Below are 15,485 nucleotides of genomic sequence, written 5' to 3'. Positions count from 1 at the left end.
TCTCATTTCAAGGAGACGACACATGTCCAGTGATGCCCGCCCGATCCGGGTGGTGGGAATTTCCGGCAGCCTGCGCAAGGGCTCCTACAACACGATGGCCCTCAAGGCGGCCATGGATCTCGCGCCCGAAGGCATGACCATCGAGGCGGCCGAGATCGGCGATCTGCCGCACTACAATGACGACGTGCGCCTCGCCGGCTATCCGCCGGAGGTGGAGCGCTTCCGTGCCCAGCTGACGGCAGCGGACGCCATCCTGTTCGTGACACCGGAGTACAATTACTCCATCCCCGGCGTGCTGAAGAACGCCATCGACTGGGCCTCCCGCCCGCCGAGCCAGCCGTTCGACAACAAGCCCGTGGCCATCATGGGCGCCAGCATGGGCGTTCTCGGCACCGCGCGGGCGCAGTATCAGCTGCGGCAGATGCTGGTGTTCCTCAACGCCTTCCCGCTGAACAAGCCGGAAGTGATGATCGGCGCCGCCCAGACCAAGTTCGACGCCTCAGGCGCCCTCACGGACGAGGCGACGGCGGACTTCATCCGCCAGCTGCTCACCGCGCTTGCGGCCTGGACCGAGCGCCTGCGCTGACCTGAAGCTGACGTGCTCCTGAAGCTGGCATGCCCCTGAAACGGCAGCGGCGAGAGGCTTGGCCCCTCGCCGCTGCTTTTTTGTTGCCTGCCGGAAGGGCCGATCACACCCGCTCCAGCGCCACCGCGATGCCCTGGCCGACGCCGATGCACATGGTGCTGAGCGAGCGCTTGCCGCCGGTCAGGGAGAGTTCGATGGCCGCCGTGCCGGTGATGCGGGCGCCGGACATGCCGAGGGGATGGCCGAGCGCGATGGCGCCGCCGTTGGGGTTCACCCGCGCATCGTCGTCGGCAATGCCCAGGTCGCGCAGGGTGGCGAGGCCCTGGGAGGCGAAGGCCTCGTTCAGCTCGATCACGTCGAAATCGGCCGGGGTGAGGCCGAGGCGCGCCATCAGCTTCTTGGAGGCCGGCGCCGGGCCGATGCCCATGATGCGCGGCGGCACACCGGCCGCAGCCCCGCCCAGCACGCGGGCGATGGGGGTGAGGCCATACTTCGCGGCCGTCTCCGCGTCGGCGAGGATCAGCGCGGCGGCACCGTCATTGACGCCCGAGGCATTGCCGGCCGTCACCGTGCCGCCCTTGCGGAACGGGGTGGAGAGCTTCGCCAGCGCCTCGATGGTGGTGGCGCGCGGATGCTCGTCGCGCTCCACGAGGATGGGGTCGCCCTTGCGCTGGGGGATGGCCACCGGAACGATCTCCCGCGCCAGCCGCCCGTTCGCCTGCGCGGCGGCAGCCTTGGCCTGCGAGCGCAAGGCGAAAGCGTCCTGATCGGCGCGGTTGATGGCGAAGTCCTCGGCCACGTTCTCGCCGGTCTCCGGCATGGAATCCACGCCGTACTGCGCCTTCATCAGCGGGTTCACGAAGCGCCAGCCGATGGTGGTGTCGTGGATCTCCGCATGGCGGGAGAAGGCCGTGTCCGCCTTGGGCATGACGAACGGGGCGCGGGACATGGATTCCACGCCGCCGGCGATCATCAGCGACGCCTCGCCCGCCTTGATGGCGCGGGCGGCAGCGATGATGGCATCCATGCCCGAGCCGCACAGGCGGTTGATGGTGGTGCCCGGCACGCCGACCGGCAGGCCGGCGAGCAGCAGCGACATGCGCGCCACGTTGCGATTGTCCTCGCCCGCCTGGTTGGCGCAGCCGAAGATCACATCGTCTACGGCGGCGAAGTCCACGCCGGGATTGCGCGCCATGAGCGCCTTGAGCGGCACCGCGCCGAGATCGTCCGCCCGCACCGAGGCGAGTGCGCCGCCGAAGCGGCCGATGGGCGTGCGGACATAGTCGCAGATGAAGACGTCCTTCATTGCGTGCTCCTAGAGCTCGGGGACGATGAGATCGGCCACGGGGCCGGCGATGACCAGCTCGGCCCCGGTGAGGGACTGGAGCTTTTGGAGCGTGATGGTGGGCAGTTTCTCGCGCAGCACGAAGCGGCCGCCCTCGATATCCACCACGGCAAGGCTGGTATAGACCCGCGTGACGCAGCCGACGCCGGTGAGGGGCAGGGTGCAGCGGTCCAGCAGCTTCGGCTCGCCGGACTTGGTGACGTGCTCGGTGATGACGGCGACGCGCTTGGCGCCATGCACGAGGTCCATGGCCCCGCCCACCGCCGGAACGCCCTTGGCGCCGACGCTCCAATTGGCGAGGTCGCCGTTCTGCGCCACCTGGTAGGCGCCGAGGATGGCGACATCCAGATGCCCGCCGCGCACCATGGCGAAGCTGTCCGCATGGTGGAAGAAGGCCGAGCCGGGCTTCAGCGTCACCGCCTTCTTGCCGGCATTGATGAGGTCCCAGTCTTCCTCGCCCGCGGGCGGCTCCTGGCCGAAGTCGAGGATGCCGTTCTCGGTGTGGTAGATCACTTCCCGGCCGGCCGGCTGATAGCGCGCGACCATCTCGGGAAAGCCGATGCCGAGGTTCACATAGGCCCCGTCGGCGATGTCCTGCGCGGCGCGCCAGGCGATCTGGGCGTTGGAGAGCTTGGTATCGTCGCTGGCGGTCATGGATAGGTTGCTCCGGCGCGGTTCAGCAGCTCTTCCTGGGCGGGGTTGGTCACTTCCACCACGCGCGAGACGAAGATGCCGGGGGTGACGACGTGTTCCGGGTCGATGGTGCCGGGCGGCACCAACTGCGACACCTGCACGATGGCGTGCCGCGCGGCCGTGCACATGAGCGGGCCGAAATTGCGGGCCGCCTTGTTGTAGGTAAGGTTGCCGAGGCGATCGCCGAGATGCGCCTTCACCAGCGCGAAATCGGCCTTCAGCCAGCGCTCCTGCACATAGGGGCGGCCGTCGAACTCGGCGGTCGGCTTTCCGTTGGCGAGTTCGGTGCCGTAGGAGGTGGGCGTGTAGAAGGCCGGAATGCCGGCGCCGCCCGCGCGGATGCGCTCGGCGAGCGTGCCCTGCGGCACCAGCTCCAGTGCGATGTCCCCGGCGAGATACTTCTGTGTGAAGACACGCGGGTCCGCCGAGCGGGGGAAGGAGCAGATGAGCTTGCCCACCATCCCCACCTCGATCATGGCGGCGAGGCCCACATGGCCGTTTCCGGCATTGTTGTTGACCACCGTGAGGTTGCGCGGCGAGCCGGTCTTCACGAAGCGGTCGATGAGAGCGTGGATCAGCTCGATGGGCGCGCCGGAGCCGCCGAAGCCTCCGATCATCACCGTGGCGTTGTCGCCGATGTCGGCCACCGCCTCCGCGGGTGTGGCGATCGTCTTGTCCATGGACATCCCTGTTGCGCCTGGGGCGGCGCCCCTTTCGATACCCGACGAATAAAAAACACCGCCCTCGACTTCAATCCGTTTTGTGCGATATAGGAAGTTTGTTGACATATCGCACAAACGAGAGGCCGCCGTGACCGGTATTTCCCAGCGCGACACCATGGGCGGCCTCGCCAAGGGGCTTTCGGTGATCGAGACCTTCACCGCCGAGCGCCCACGCCAGTCCATCGCCGAGGTGTCGGCGGCAAGCGGCCTTGACCGGGCGACGGCGCGGCGCTGCCTGCTCACCCTCGCTCATCTCGGGTATGCGGACTACGACGGCAAGTTCTTCACCCTGACGCCCCGCGTGCTCAGGCTCGGCACCGCGTGCCTTGCGGCCATGCCGCTGCCGCAGATGGTGCAGCCCTGGCTTGACCGGCTGTCCGAGGAGCTGGGGGAGAGTTCATCCGTCTCCGTCCTCGATGAGGATGAGATCGTCTATGTGGCGCGCGCGGCGCAGCGCAAGGTGATGTCCATCGCGCTCATGCCCGGCTCGCGCCTGCCGGCCTATTGCACCTCGATGGGGCGCGTGCTGCTCGCTGCCTTGCCGGAGGCCGAGGCCCTACGCCGCCTGCGTCTGCGGCCGCTGGTCGCGCGCACGCCGCTGACGCTGACCGATCCCGATGCGGTTATGGCCGAGCTGAAGGGCGCGCGGGAGCGGGGATATGCCGTGATCGACCAGGAGGTTGAACTCGGCCTGCGCTCCATCGCGGTGCCGCTCCTCAATGCGCGGGGCGTCGCCGTGGCGGCGCTCAACCTCGGCCTGCCCGCCCTCGCGGGGGACGTGGAAACGCTGTCGGCCCGCTATCTTCCGGCGCTCGTTCGCGTGCAGGGGGAAATCCGCAAGATCCTGCGATAGGGGCCTGAGAGCGCAGGCGCCGCAGCGCGCCGTGCCTCTTCCGGCTGAGGCACGAGAGGGCCTTGCTCGACCTCTCTGGCGGGAGAAGATGTCATTCTGGCGGCTGCTGAAAGTGCTGCCGCGGTCGGGGAGGTCTGATCACGATCGATCTCGGCGAGCAGCTGTTCAACACCTTCGCTTTGTGCCGCGACCTGATCCGCCAGGCGCCGGTGCGGGTGGACAGCCGCGAGGAACTGCAAACCGAGCTGCAACGCGCCTCTGGTGGCGTGATCTTCACCACGATCCAGAAGTTCGCGCCCGGCATCGGCGAGACGCGCTACCCAAGCCTCGCATCGACGCCGAGATTGAGGTGCTGACTGAGGATCAGGGCGTCACCGAGCAGGAGGCCATCAAGCGCAAGTGGGAAACCATCGAAGCTCTCGTCGGCTCTCGCAAGCGGCTGAAGATGATCGCCGAGGATCTGGTGCAGCACTTGGAAAACCGCCTCGCCGCCCTCGTCGGCAAGGCCATGGCGGTGTGCATGAGCCGGCGCATCTGCGTCTCGCTCTATGACGAGATCATCGCGCTTCGCCCGAGGCCTCTGCAGTCAGCAATTAATTGCTTCTAAAGCGCGGCCAGGACGCGCTCGATGGGGGGCATCCGTGCACAGCAGCAAAGAGACCGGGCCATGCAGCATTTCAAGTTCTGCAGCATCATCGCCGCTGCAATTCTCCTGGGCCCCGTATCGAGCGCCGGAGCGGCAGAGCTTGTGAAGGCCCGCCTCGCACAGAACCTCGCCCCCATCTCGGCGCTGACCATCGTCGCCAAGGCGCAGGGCCTGTTCGAGAAGGAAGGCCTCGATGTCTCGGTGAGCAACTTCACCAGTGGCAAGCAGGCCCTCGACACGGTGATCGGGGGCGGCGCCGACATTGCCACCACGGCAGAAGCGCCGGTCACGGCGGCCGCCATGGCCGGCCAGCCCATCGCCTTCGTGGCGGGCATGGAATATTCGGACATCAAAACGCTGACAGCGAAAAAGGCGGCCATCAAGTCGTTCGCCGATCTCAAGGGCAAGAAGATCGCCTACACCGCCGGGACTGGCAGCGAGGTCTACACAACCGAGCTGCTGAAGAAGGCGGGCCTTACCAGCAAGGATGTCACGCTGGTCAATCTGAAGCCCCAGGAGATGCTGCCCGCGCTGGCGGCCGGGAGCATCGATGCCTACGACACCTGGGAGCCGCACATTGCCAACGGCCGGAAGGCGCTCGGTGACGATGTCGCGCTGCTCGATACCAAGGGCGTCTATTCCGAGACCTTCAACATCGTGGTGATGCAGGATTACCTGAAGGCCAATCCGCAGATCGTCTCGAAATTCCTCGCCGCGCTCATCGCCGCCGAAGCGTGGGTGAAGGCGCATCCCGAAGAGGCGATCGAGGTCGTTTCGAAGGCCGTGGGCATGAAGCCGGAGGATCTGAAGCCGATCTGGAGCGACTATGTCTATCAGGTCGGCATCGGGGCGAAGCAGATCGATGCCCTCAAGGCCCATGCCCAGTGGCGTCTCGATACGAAGAACCACCCGCCCGGCGTGACCGGCGTCCCGGACTTCGCGGTGGTTCTCTTTCCCGACCCCCTGCGTGCGCTGGACGCCGCCCGCGTCACCTACAAGCTAAACTGAAGCGCCGGCATCATGGCTGATATCTCCACCTCCGCGGCGCTCTCCCCACGCGGGGGTGGCGCGCTCCCCGCCGCGGGGGCGAAACGGCGGCGCAATGCGCGGCTGAGCCAGCGGATCAACATGGCGGTGGGGCTCGTCTCCATCCCCCTTTTCCTGATGGTCTGGCAACTGATCGCGCAGGCGAGGATCGTCAATCCCATCCTCTTTCCCGCGCCCACCGAAGTTGCACGCGCGGCGATGGAATGGGTCACGAGCGGCCTGTTCGTCGAGGACGCGGTGGCGAGCCTGAAGCGCGTGGCCACCGGCTATCTCGTCGGGTCCGTCGTCGGCGTGGGATGCGGCCTGCTCACCGGTCGCTCTGCCTTCTTCTCCGGGCTGCTCGGCCCGCTGTTCCAGGTGCTGCGGCCCATCCCGCCCATCGCCTTCGTCTCCATCGTCATCCTGTGGTTCGGGCTGTCGGAGGGCGGGAAGGTCTTCCTGATCGTCTGGGGTGTGTTCTTCACCGTCTGGCTGTCCACCCATCTCGGCGTCCAGAAGGTGGATCAGGGACTGGTGCGCGCCGCCCAGATGCTGGGCACGCCACGCCGCCGGCTGGTGGGCGAGGTGGTGTTGCTGAGCGCGCTGCCCTTCATCGTCGTGGGCCTGCGCACGGCGGTGGGCATTTCCTTCTACACGCTGGTGGCGGCGGAGCTGGCGGGCGCGTTCGCCGGCATCTTCTATCGCATCCAGCTCGCCCAGCAGAACATGCAGACGGGTCTCGTCTTCGCCGGCCTCGCGGCGCTGGGCCTGATCTCCTTCATCGCCGATCGCTGCTTCGCGATGCTGGCGCAGCGCCTGGTGTGGTGGCGATGAGCATCATTTCCATGATCCGAAAGCCCGTGCCCGTCCCGGTGAGGGAGGCCGGCGAGGTGGAAATCGACGTGCGTGATGTCACCATCGCGTTCGAGCGGGACGGCGGCGAACTTGTGCCCGCCGTCGACCGGGTGTCATTCCAGGTGCGCCGGGGCGAGTTCATCTGCCTGCTGGGGCCGTCCGGCTGCGGAAAGTCCACCCTGCTCAATGCCGTTGCCGGCTTCGAGACGCCCTATGAGGGCGAGGTGGTGGTGGGCACGAAGGTCGTCACGGGACCGGGACCGGATCGCGGTGTCGTGTTCCAGCAGCCCCGGCTGTTTCCCTGGAAGTCGGTGCGGGCGAACGTGGCGCATGGCCCGCGCATGGCCGGCAAATCACGGGCCGACGCCGGGGCCATCGCCGACGAGCTGATCGAGATGGTCGGTCTTTCGCGGTACGCCAAGGCCCTTCCGCACACCCTCTCGGGCGGCATGCAGCAGCGCGTCGCCATCGCCCGGGCGCTCGCCAACCGGCCGAACATCCTGTTGATGGACGAGCCGTTCGGCGCGCTGGATGCCCAGACCCGCACGGTCATGCAGGAGGGCCTGCTCCGGCTGTGGGCGCAGCTGGACACCACGATCCTCTTCGTCACGCACGACATTGACGAAGCTGTGCTGCTGGCGGACCGCGTGCTCGTCATGTCGGCGGGGCCGGGGCGCATCGTCCGCGACGTTGCCGTGGACCTGCCGCGGCCGCGCGCCATCGAGACCACGCTGGGGGCCCGCTTCCAGGCGCTTCGCCGGGAGTGTCTCGATCTCATCCGACAGCAGAGCCAGAAGGCCTTCGAAGGGACCCACGATGCTTGACAAGGTTGCCCCTACGGTCCGCCCTCCGCGAAGCGGCTTCGCAACCGCCCGTGCCGCTCTCGCCGACGGCGCCGATCCGGTGGCGCTGGCGCTTGATGCGGCGGATCGCGCCCAGGCGGCGGCAGGGGATGGCATCTTCACCGCGCTGGTCCCCCGCGCAGAGGTGGAGCGGAAGGCCGCTGCCGCCGCCGCCCGCGCGCGGGCCGGCGAGGCGCTCCCGCTGCTCGGCCTCACCTTCTCGGTGAAGGACAATCTGCACGTGGCGGGGATGGCGACGACGCTCAATTGCCCGGTCGTTGCCATGGCGCCGCAGGAAAGCGCGCTGGCCATCACCCGCCTGGAGGCGGCCGGGGCCGTGCTGATCGGCAAGAACACCCTGGACCAGTTTGCGACGGGCCTGAACGGCACGCGCAGCCCCGAGCCTCTGTGTCGCAACGCGCTCGACCCCGCCTTCATCCCCGGCGGGTCAAGCTCCGGCTCCGGCGTGGCCGTGGCGGCCGGCATCGTTTCCTTCTCGCTGGGGAGCGACACGGGCGGGTCGGGACGCGTTCCAGCAGCCTGCAATGGCATCGTGGGGCTGCGGCCATCCCTCGGCCTCGTGAGCACGCGCGGTGCCGTCTACAACAGCCGCCTGCTCGACTGCATTCCCATCTTCGCGACCCATGTAGAAGACGCGAGCGAGATCCTCGGCCTGATCGCCGGCCATGATCCGCTCGACCCCTGGAGCCGGCGCGATGCGGATGCCATCGGAACGGCCCCGGCACCGGCGCCGTCATCCCGCCTCGCCGTTCCGCGCAAGGACCAGATGCGCTTCTTCGGCGATGCTGATGCCGAGGCCGCTTTCGCTGCCAATCTCGACCGGCTGCGCGGGCTCGGCTTCACGCTGGAGGAAATCGATTTCGCGCCGTTCGAGGAGGCGGGACGGCTGGTGTTCCAGTCCGCGCTGGTGGCCGAGCGTCTCGTCGAGTACGAGGAGATCATCACCACCCAGCGCGACGCCATCCACCCGGCCGCGCTCGCCGCCATCGAGCCGGGACGCTGCTATTCCGCCAAACAGGCGTTCGAGACGCTGTACAGGATGCGCGAACTACAGCGCGTGGCCGAAGGTGCGCTCGCCGACTTCGCCGCCTTCGTGGTGCCCACCGTGCCCACCATCTACACCATCGATGAGATGCTGGCGGACCCCATGGGCCGGAATTCGGTGATGGGCACCTACACCTATTTCGTCGCTCCCATGGACCTGTGCGCCATCGCCGCGCCGGGCGCTCCCGCCCGCGCAGGCCTGCCCTCGTCGCTCAGCTTCATCGGGCTCGCCGGGCAGGATGGCGTGGTGGCGGGGCTCGCGCGGGAGTTTCAGCGGCAGGCGTAAACCTGCCGCTCGCGCGCCGAAGGCTCACGCCGCCGGCACGGCCGCGTTCTGCTGATGGGCGAAGGCCTTCAGCGTTTCCGACCGGATATGCGCGAAGCATTCCCGCTTGATGGCGACGAATGCCTCGGAGAACTGCACCTCCGGCGCGCGCGGGCGGGGAATGTCCACCCGGATGTCGGCGACGATGCGCCCCGGATTGGCGCTCATCACTACCACGCGGTCGCCGAGGAAGATGGCTTCCTCGATGTCGTGGGTGATGAACAAAACCGTGGTGCGGAACTCCGCCCAGATATTCAGGAGCGCTTCCTGCATCATCGCCCGCGTCTGCGCGTCGAGGGCGCCGAACGGTTCGTCCATGAGCAGCACGCGCGGGTAGTTGGCGAGCGCGCGGGCGATGCCCACGCGCTGCTGCATGCCGCCCGACAGCTCGGAGGGATAGTGCTTCTCGAACGCGGCAAGACCGACGAGCGAGAGGAAGGTCCGCGCCGTCTGCTCCGCCGTCGAGGTGCTCCCGGTGGACATGAGCGGGCCGAAGGCCACGTTGTCCAGCACGCTCTTCCAGGGAAACAGCGTTGCCTGCTGGAACACCATGCCCCGGTCCGCGCCGGGGCCTTGGATGGTCTCGCCATCCACTTCCAGAAGCCCACGCGCGGCGGGCACGAAGCCCGCCACCGCATTGAGCACCGTCGACTTGCCGCAGCCGGACGGACCGAGCACGCAGACGAATTCGCCCGGCTCCACGTCGAGGTCGAAGCGCTCCACCACCGTCCGCCGCGCGGCGCCCTCGCCATAGGCGATGGACAGGTCCTTCAGCTGCAGCCGGCCTCGCCCCGGTGCGGGGGCGAGGTGCGTGGGCAGGGGAGGGGGCGGGGCCATGGAGATGGCCTCCCGGATGCCGCTCATTTGCCGAGCGCCTTCGTGAGGTAGGACGGATTGATGAAGGCCGCGTAGCCGGCCCGGTCCATCACGGAGGGGAGCCGCCCCTGGTCCTTCAGGAAGGTCGCGGTGGCGAGCATGGTGTCGGCGAACTGGCCGATCTGGCCGGGCGTGCCGAGATAGTCCTTCGTGATCTGCTCGGGGCAGGGCACCATCGTGGTACCCTTCATCATGCGCTCGGCATCCTCGGGCGGCAGGGACAATTCCTTGGCGATGATGTCCACCGTCTCCTTCGGGTGCTTCAGCCAGTAGTCGATGCCCTGGCATTCCGCCTTCACGTAGGCGACCACCTGATCGGGATACTTGGCGGCGAAGTCGTTCATCACCACGCCCACGTCCCATGTGGGATAGCCGCGCTTCGCCATTTCCCCGCTGGTGAGGAAGATCTCGCCGCCGTTCTTCACGATCTTGTCGAGGTTGGGCTCCCAGATCCATGCCGCGTCGATGTCCTTGCGCAGCCAGGCGGCGACGGCATCGGAGGGCGACAGATCGATGAGCTTCACGTCGGTGGGGTTCACCCCCGCCTCTTTCAGCGCCGCGATGAACAGATAATGGGTGGTGGAGCCGAAGGGGGCGGCCGCCGTCTTGCCGGCGAGGTCCTTCAGGGACTTGATGTTCTTGTCGGAGCGCACGGCCAGAGATTCCACCGGGCCGAGCATGTTGAGCACGAAGATGCCCTTGTAGGGCAAAGCGCGGGTGGCGCCGAGGGTGAAGGGCGGGTTGCCGACGCCGCCGAAATCCACCTGGTTCGCGGCCACGGCGCGGTTCATGTCGCCGCCCGAGCCGAATTTGACCCACTTGATGGGCACGCCGGATTTCTCATGCAGGCCCAGCGCCTTGGTGACGAGCTGGGCATTGACGAGGTTGAGATATCCGATGGTGATCCCCTCCGGCTTCTGCTGCGCCTGCGCGCCAGCCGAAAGGCCGAGGGAGAAGGCGGCGGCGGCAAGCAGAAGGGAAGCCGTGCGTCGAAGCGATGTCATCTCAGTCTCCAGTCGGCGAAGGGGATCAGCGGAAGCGCCAGGGGGTGAGGGCGCGCTCGGTGAGGCGGATGAGAAAATCGAGCGCCATGCCGGTGAAGGCGAGGACGAACAGGCCCATGATGACGATGTCGCCGAGCAGGAACTTGCTGGCGTCCCAGATCATCCAGCCGAGGCCGGCAGTGGCGGCGACGATCTCGGCGGCCACCAGCACCGTGTAGGTGAAGCCGAGCGAGATGCGCATGCCGGTGCAGATGCCGGGTAGGCAGGCGGGCAGGAAGACGTGGCGGAACAGCTGGCGCGAGTTGGCGCCGAGGCTTTTCGCCGCCTTCACGTAGCGCGGATCGACGCTCGCCGCCGCGTGCATGGAGCTGATGGTCAGCGGCGGCAGCGCAGCCAGGAACAGGATGGCGACCTTGGAGGCATCGCCGATGCCGAGCCACATGACGATGAGCGTGTAGAGCGCGAGCGGCGGCAGGGGCCGGTAGAATTCGATCACCGGATCGAACACTGCTTTGACGTCCCGGCTGAGGCCCATGACGATGCCGAGCGGGATGCCCACGAGGCATGCGAGAGTGTATCCCGCCAGCACCCGGTAGAGGCTGGCGATGAGATGCTCGTGCAGCAGGCTGCCCTGGTAGCCCACGGTCGCGGTGCGAACGAAAGCGTCCCACACCGCCTTCGGCGAGGGCAGGAAGAGCGGGTTCACCCACGCATAATGGGCCGCGAGCCACCACAGCGCGAAGAGCGTGGCGGCGGTCAGCGCCGTGAGGAGCCGTGTGCGGGGCAGGGCCGCCCGCAGCCGAGCCGGCAGCAGCCTGGGCCGGGCGGCCCTCTGCGCGGGCTCGCGTGCCGTTTCCACGACGCTCATTCCTCCACTCCGAGAAGGTCCATGACGGTGAGCGCGAGGATGCGGGTCGCCGCGACCGCCTTGCCGATGTGGATGCTCTCGTTCACCGGCGCCCAGCCATCTTCGCCGGGGCCGAAGGTGACCGCCTTGAAGCCGCGCTCGGAGAAGCGGATGGTGTCGTTGAAGGCGTTCTTGCGGTAGAGCTTCGGCTCGCCCGAAAGGACCTCGCCGTATGCCTTGCGCAGGGCGCGGACGGGCTCGGCATCCGCCTCCTGTTCACCGGTGCCGTCCACGAACAGGGCGCCGGGGAAAGGCCGGGCCTCGGCCTTCAGGGTTGGGTCGGCAGCAAGCGCGCCGGCAATCACGCGGTTGATGTCCGCCATCACGCTGTCCCGCGTCATGCCCGGCAGGATGCCCACGACGCCCAGCACCGCCTTGCAGCTGTCCGGCGTGAATTGCATCTCGCGCGGTACGCCTCCGGAGATGCGCAGCACCGTGACCATGGGCGGCGTGCCGCCCGCGTGCGGTGCGGGTGTGTGGGCGAAGCTCATCTTTTCGAGCTGCGGCAGCAGCTCCATCATTTTGGTGATGGCGTTGATGCCGGTATCGGGACGCCACAGATGGGTCTTGATGCCCGTGGTTTCCACCTCCACGAGGAAGTTGCCGCAATTGGCGATGGCGATGCCCATGCCCCAGCCGCCATCGGGCGCGGTCCAGGCCGTGGGCTCGCAGACGATGGTGTAGTCGGCGGCAAGCCCGCATTCGTCGAGCAGGAAGATGGAGCCGTCCGGCCCGTTCTTCTCCTCGTCCGCCGTGTAGACGCATTTCAGCGTGCCCTTGAGGCGCACGCCCGCTGCCCGGATCGCCTCTACCGCCAGCAGCGTGCAGGCGAGGTTGCCGCGGGTATCGGAGGTTCCGCGGGCGTAGAGCAGGTCGCCGTGGCGCGTGGGCCGGAAGGGATGGCCGTCGGTCATGGTCCACGCCGCCCAGTCGCCGGCCGGATAGGTGTCGAGGTGATCGTTGAGGATGAGGGATGGCCCCTCCTGGGCGCCGGGAAGGTCGGCGATGACGTTGAGCCGGTGGGGCGTGCGCGCCTTCAGGTCCACTCCGAAGCCGAGCGCCGTGAGCTTGTCGGCGAGCAGGAGGGCGATGCCCTCTTCCTTGCCGCCGGGCAGATCGGGATCCAGCGGATTTTCCGCCTCCGGCTGACCAGCCGGGATCAATTCGCAGGCGAGATCGAGCCACGCCTTTTCGGTGATGAAGGACAGAACCGCATCGCGCGGGGCGGCTGCGGCGGGCTGGGAAGACAGTGCGACGGTCATGGCATCCTCGAAAGCGCAACAGAGCTGAGCAAGCGGGATGCCAATTGCCGGGATGCGCGTTATCGCTTTGACAGGACTGGCGGTTTCGTCATTGCAAAGGAATTGCCTTTGAGCGGCGCCCGCTCATTTTCGCGCCCGAATTCCGGAGCGCGATCAATCAGGCGGCCATTAATTTATCAAATCGACATTCTTTATATAAAGGTAATTTGTTGCTTGTGTTTTCGTGGGTTCCAGAAGCCATCCTTCTGAAACAGGCGGTCACCGACCCTCGGCGTGTTCCAGCTGCGAGGTGAGCGCTTCGGGCTTCAGGATGACCATGAGGCCGCGGCGGTTGGTGAGGGTGCCCTCCTGCTGCATCCGGCCGAGCTGCACCGTGACCCACTGCCGTGTGGCGCCGATGAGCGCGGCGAGATCGGCATGGGTGAAGGCGGCGGCGATGAGGATGCCGCGCTCGTCCTTCACGCCATAGGTCTGGGCGAGGTGCTGGAGCAGTTGCATGAGCCGCTGCGCGACGGACCGCGTCCCCAACATCTGCGCGAAGGCGGAGTAGCAGCGGGCCTTGAAGACAAGGGCGTCGATGATGCCGATGGCGAGATCCGGCACTTGCCGCGCCAGCTGTCGCAGGCCCGCGCCGGGCAGGAACAGCAGCCGGCTCGGCCGCATGGCGGTCGCGGCCCACATGTGGGTGCCGCCGCCGAATACGTCGGGTCCACCCACGAAATGGCCCTTGGACCAATAGGCCAGCGTGATCTCGCGCCCCGAGGGCGCCACATAGAAACTGCGGATCTGCCCATCCTCGATCACCACGATGCCGTCGTGGTGCTCGCCCTGACGAAACAGGGGCTCGCCGGCTGACAGAAGCATCTCCCGCCCATGCATCCGTACGATGGCCTGATCGACCTCCGAGAGCCGTTCGATCAGGCTGGCCTCGCGGTGCAGGGGCATCTCCCATTCCGCTAGCAGAATAGGGGCGTCGAGAGCATCTCCCTTGACGTCATCTTTCGCCATTCGCCCTCGCCAGATGCTCTTTGCGCTTATGGAGGTCATCAAGGTACTGTGAAGGCTGGCGGATGACAGCATGGAGATCGAGAAAAATTTGGCAGAGTCTGTTCTGATAATTCCAGATCAAACTGAGTTATAAATACCTCTCTTGGGTGACTCACAGGCGAGACTCATAGATATAAAACAAATTAAATTCCGTTTAGTATTTGAGTAAATTGTCAACATTGCAATGATGCTGCAGAATTATTTCTATTTTAAAGCTTCGAAGCGCCGCTATTTCTGACTCAGGTTGCCTCATCTGGGACGCATCTCAACTGAAGGGCCTGGCAGGGGATATGTGTCGCAAGCCGAGGGGCGCCCCACCTCACGCTTCTCCAGCGCATCCCACCTGCGGTAGGCACGATCGGTGGCGCCGCCCACCACATGGGCAAGGGCCGCCCGGCGATCTCCCTGAAAGCGCGGCCGAACACCGACTCAAGAGACAGGGCTAATCTACCTCCGGTGAACTTGGTCACGATCAGAGTGCCGGAGAGGCTGGGCTGGCTTCGGTTCAGCGGCGTCGGCCATCTCGCCCCCACGCGCACGCCTGCGGACGCACCGGGACGGTAACGGCTCTTCCATATTTTTTCCGTACCGAACGTCTATCGAGAGGAGATTTCGCGCTAAGCCATTGAAAAGAATGGCGCTCCCAAGGGGAGACGCTGGCGCCATTGTCGAAAGCGATAGCAAGGTCTTGATATTTCGATGAAATCAGCCAGCCGATTGCGACGGTCCTGAGACTCCCATGTAGCATGTTGGTGTGCCGCCCAGCAACCTTGGACGGCACACAAATCGAAAAAGGAGGGACTGCCAATTTGGGCGTCAGTCCCGGTTGACCACAAGCTGAAGCTTGGGCTTAGATTTGCCTGCGGCAGAGGTCGAGGGGGCTAGGAGACCGTGCGTCTCCGCAAACTCTTCCGGCTCTGTCCTGAGCGCTGCGGCCAACTCCTCTAACGAGTAGCCGAGGTCGCTCAGATGAAGAGCAACCAACTGAGAAGCGAGCTTGCCGGCATCTGGAGCAATGTCAAATTCGATCGGCTCCCGCTTCCGGTATCCATGCATATTCATGATTTTGTACAGGTTCGTCGCCGCCTCATCGGAGATAGTTCCGAGCGTTTTAGCGCGATATATGAGGGCGGACATTGCTACTCGCCGGTGCCCATGGCCTGTTCGTCACGATCGCGCCTGCCGCCAACCGGGAAGCTTGGTACGCCGTGGAGCTTTATCGTTCTATGCTTGACCGCCGGCCGGACGGGGTGCCCTTCGTGACGCTGGCTCTGGAGGATGTGATCGCGGCGATTGGCGCAGCGGGCGACGCTGACCTCGCTGCACGCCTGCATGCGCGCTACACGGACTTTTCGCCTGTCCACCGTCTCATCGACGAGTGGGAGCCCTTCACCGAGGACTGATTGGGCTGAGGCAGATCCGCTCCCCTCC

Annotated in this window: 18 protein-coding genes; 9 read left to right on the top strand and 9 right to left on the bottom strand. The window is 66.4% G+C overall.

Translation table 11 applies throughout. The features are described from left to right. Positions 1-22 precede the first annotated feature (22 nt). On the top strand, positions 23-586 hold the full coding sequence (locus V5F74_RS07950; RefSeq protein ID WP_024280637.1) for an NADPH-dependent FMN reductase: 564 nt from the start codon (positions 23-25) through the stop codon (positions 584-586). Between the two features lie 103 nt (positions 587-689). On the opposite strand, the gene pcaF is transcribed toward V5F74_RS07950, so the two are convergent. The 3 genes from pcaF to V5F74_RS07935 are packed head-to-tail and all read right to left on the bottom strand — an operon-like array spanning position 690 to position 3,304. Next, positions 690-1,892, bottom strand: a complete 1,203-nt coding sequence (gene pcaF, locus V5F74_RS07945; protein ID WP_394007233.1) for a 3-oxoadipyl-CoA thiolase — start codon at positions 1,890-1,892, stop codon at positions 690-692. 9 nt (positions 1,893-1,901) lie between these two features. Further along, entirely contained in the window at positions 1,902-2,585 is a 684-nt protein-coding gene (locus V5F74_RS07940; protein ID WP_394007231.1) for a 3-oxoacid CoA-transferase subunit B, read from the bottom strand. After that, positions 2,582-3,304 carry a 3-oxoacid CoA-transferase subunit A gene (locus V5F74_RS07935; RefSeq protein ID WP_029555538.1) on the bottom strand — a complete coding sequence of 241 codons (723 nt, stop codon included), beginning with the start codon at positions 3,302-3,304 and terminating at the stop codon, positions 2,582-2,584. The genes V5F74_RS07940 and V5F74_RS07935 overlap by 4 nt, the downstream gene beginning before the upstream one ends. Positions 3,305-3,461: 157 nt before the next feature. On the opposite strand from V5F74_RS07935, the gene V5F74_RS07930 reads away from it, so the two are divergent. The 7 genes from V5F74_RS07930 to V5F74_RS07900 all read left to right on the top strand — a co-directional run bounded on the left by V5F74_RS07930 (position 3,462) and on the right by V5F74_RS07900 (position 8,919). Beyond that, positions 3,462-4,199 carry an IclR family transcriptional regulator domain-containing protein gene (locus V5F74_RS07930; RefSeq protein WP_029555537.1) on the top strand — a complete coding sequence of 246 codons (738 nt, stop codon included), beginning with the start codon at positions 3,462-3,464 and terminating at the stop codon, positions 4,197-4,199. Positions 4,200-4,378: 179 nt separating this feature from the next. Next, positions 4,379-4,555 (top strand): hypothetical protein, encoded by a 177-nt coding sequence (locus V5F74_RS07925; protein ID WP_245279270.1) that lies wholly within the window; start codon positions 4,379-4,381, stop codon positions 4,553-4,555. After that, positions 4,549-4,806: a hypothetical protein gene (locus V5F74_RS07920; RefSeq protein ID WP_029555536.1), complete on the top strand. Its 258-nt coding sequence runs from the start codon at positions 4,549-4,551 to the stop codon at positions 4,804-4,806. The genes V5F74_RS07925 and V5F74_RS07920 overlap by 7 nt, the downstream gene beginning before the upstream one ends. A 60-nt stretch (positions 4,807-4,866) precedes the next feature. Then, on the top strand, positions 4,867-5,853 hold the full coding sequence (locus V5F74_RS07915; protein ID WP_394007229.1) for an ABC transporter substrate-binding protein: 987 nt from the start codon (positions 4,867-4,869) through the stop codon (positions 5,851-5,853). A 12-nt stretch (positions 5,854-5,865) separates the two neighbouring features. Then, a complete protein-coding gene (locus V5F74_RS07910) occupies positions 5,866-6,705 on the top strand; it encodes an ABC transporter permease (protein WP_024280625.1) in 840 nt (279 codons plus the stop codon). Further along, positions 6,702-7,550, top strand: a complete 849-nt coding sequence (locus V5F74_RS07905; RefSeq protein WP_081837453.1) for an ABC transporter ATP-binding protein — start codon at positions 6,702-6,704, stop codon at positions 7,548-7,550. The genes V5F74_RS07910 and V5F74_RS07905 overlap by 4 nt, the downstream gene beginning before the upstream one ends. Then, positions 7,543-8,919 carry an amidase family protein gene (locus V5F74_RS07900; protein WP_394007226.1) on the top strand — a complete coding sequence of 459 codons (1,377 nt, stop codon included), beginning with the start codon at positions 7,543-7,545 and terminating at the stop codon, positions 8,917-8,919. Before V5F74_RS07905 ends, V5F74_RS07900 begins: the two co-directional genes overlap by 8 nt. A 24-nt stretch (positions 8,920-8,943) precedes the next feature. Here V5F74_RS07900 and V5F74_RS07895 read toward each other — a convergent pair whose 3' ends face one another. From V5F74_RS07895 to V5F74_RS07870, 6 genes are all read right to left on the bottom strand, one after another. Then, positions 8,944-9,822: an ABC transporter ATP-binding protein gene (locus V5F74_RS07895; protein WP_394007224.1), complete on the bottom strand. Its 879-nt coding sequence runs from the start codon at positions 9,820-9,822 to the stop codon at positions 8,944-8,946. Further along, a complete protein-coding gene (locus V5F74_RS07890; RefSeq protein ID WP_394007222.1) occupies positions 9,819-10,838 on the bottom strand; it encodes a taurine ABC transporter substrate-binding protein in 1,020 nt (339 codons plus the stop codon). Before V5F74_RS07890 ends, V5F74_RS07895 begins: the two co-directional genes overlap by 4 nt. A gap of 25 nt (positions 10,839-10,863) precedes the next feature. Next, positions 10,864-11,706, bottom strand: coding sequence for an ABC transporter permease (locus V5F74_RS07885; RefSeq protein ID WP_024280620.1), 843 nt, complete (start codon positions 11,704-11,706; stop codon positions 10,864-10,866). After that, a complete protein-coding gene (locus V5F74_RS07880) occupies positions 11,703-13,007 on the bottom strand; it encodes a M20 family metallopeptidase (protein WP_394007220.1) in 1,305 nt (434 codons plus the stop codon). Before V5F74_RS07880 ends, V5F74_RS07885 begins: the two co-directional genes overlap by 4 nt. A 258-nt stretch (positions 13,008-13,265) precedes the next feature. After that, positions 13,266-13,952 (bottom strand): Crp/Fnr family transcriptional regulator, encoded by a 687-nt coding sequence (locus V5F74_RS07875; RefSeq protein ID WP_394007218.1) that lies wholly within the window; start codon positions 13,950-13,952, stop codon positions 13,266-13,268. A 918-nt stretch (positions 13,953-14,870) separates the two neighbouring features. Next, the gene (locus tag V5F74_RS07870) at positions 14,871-15,191 is read right to left on the bottom strand and encodes a hypothetical protein (RefSeq protein ID WP_394007216.1); all 321 of its coding nucleotides are present in this window, start codon (positions 15,189-15,191) and stop codon (positions 14,871-14,873) included. Here V5F74_RS07870 and V5F74_RS07865 point away from each other — a divergent pair. After that, positions 15,191-15,457, top strand: coding sequence for a hypothetical protein (locus V5F74_RS07865; protein ID WP_029555525.1), 267 nt, complete (start codon positions 15,191-15,193; stop codon positions 15,455-15,457). The genes V5F74_RS07870 and V5F74_RS07865 overlap by 1 nt on opposite strands. Positions 15,458-15,485: the final 28 nt, after the last annotated feature.

Origin of the sequence: Xanthobacter aminoxidans (genome assembly GCF_043193615.1) — a bacterium.
Classification (GTDB): Bacteria; Pseudomonadota; Alphaproteobacteria; order Rhizobiales; family Xanthobacteraceae; genus Xanthobacter; species Xanthobacter aminoxidans.
The sequence above is the reverse complement of the archived record's forward strand: the minus strand, read 5'-3'. Positions and strand labels throughout refer to the sequence as shown.

What these genes read in the sequence shown, in the direction of transcription:
- V5F74_RS07885 (WP_024280620.1), bottom strand. Translation starts at nt 11,706, where the DNA reads ATGAGCGTCGTGGAAACGGCACGCGAGCCCGCGCAGAGGGCCGCCCGG.
- V5F74_RS07875 (WP_394007218.1), bottom strand. Translation starts at nt 13,952, where the DNA reads ATGCCCCTGCACCGCGAGGCCAGCCTGATCGAACGGCTCTCGGAGGTC.
- V5F74_RS07930 (WP_029555537.1), top strand. Translation starts at nt 3,462, where the DNA reads ATGGGCGGCCTCGCCAAGGGGCTTTCGGTGATCGAGACCTTCACCGCC.
- V5F74_RS07890 (WP_394007222.1), bottom strand. Translation starts at nt 10,838, where the DNA reads ATGACATCGCTTCGACGCACGGCTTCCCTTCTGCTTGCCGCCGCCGCC.
- pcaF (WP_394007233.1), bottom strand. Translation starts at nt 1,892, where the DNA reads ATGAAGGACGTCTTCATCTGCGACTATGTCCGCACGCCCATCGGCCGC.
- V5F74_RS07935 (WP_029555538.1), bottom strand. Translation starts at nt 3,304, where the DNA reads ATGGACAAGACGATCGCCACACCCGCGGAGGCGGTGGCCGACATCGGC.
- V5F74_RS07880 (WP_394007220.1), bottom strand. Translation starts at nt 13,007, where the DNA reads ATGACCGTCGCACTGTCTTCCCAGCCCGCCGCAGCCGCCCCGCGCGAT.
- V5F74_RS07905 (WP_081837453.1), top strand. Translation starts at nt 6,702, where the DNA reads ATGAGCATCATTTCCATGATCCGAAAGCCCGTGCCCGTCCCGGTGAGG.
- V5F74_RS07915 (WP_394007229.1), top strand. Translation starts at nt 4,867, where the DNA reads ATGCAGCATTTCAAGTTCTGCAGCATCATCGCCGCTGCAATTCTCCTG.
- V5F74_RS07940 (WP_394007231.1), bottom strand. Translation starts at nt 2,585, where the DNA reads ATGACCGCCAGCGACGATACCAAGCTCTCCAACGCCCAGATCGCCTGG.
- V5F74_RS07870 (WP_394007216.1), bottom strand. Translation starts at nt 15,191, where the DNA reads ATGTCCGCCCTCATATATCGCGCTAAAACGCTCGGAACTATCTCCGAT.
- V5F74_RS07895 (WP_394007224.1), bottom strand. Translation starts at nt 9,822, where the DNA reads ATGAGCGGCATCCGGGAGGCCATCTCCATGGCCCCGCCCCCTCCCCTG.
- V5F74_RS07950 (WP_024280637.1), top strand. Translation starts at nt 23, where the DNA reads ATGTCCAGTGATGCCCGCCCGATCCGGGTGGTGGGAATTTCCGGCAGC.
- V5F74_RS07900 (WP_394007226.1), top strand. Translation starts at nt 7,543, where the DNA reads ATGCTTGACAAGGTTGCCCCTACGGTCCGCCCTCCGCGAAGCGGCTTC.
- V5F74_RS07910 (WP_024280625.1), top strand. Translation starts at nt 5,866, where the DNA reads ATGGCTGATATCTCCACCTCCGCGGCGCTCTCCCCACGCGGGGGTGGC.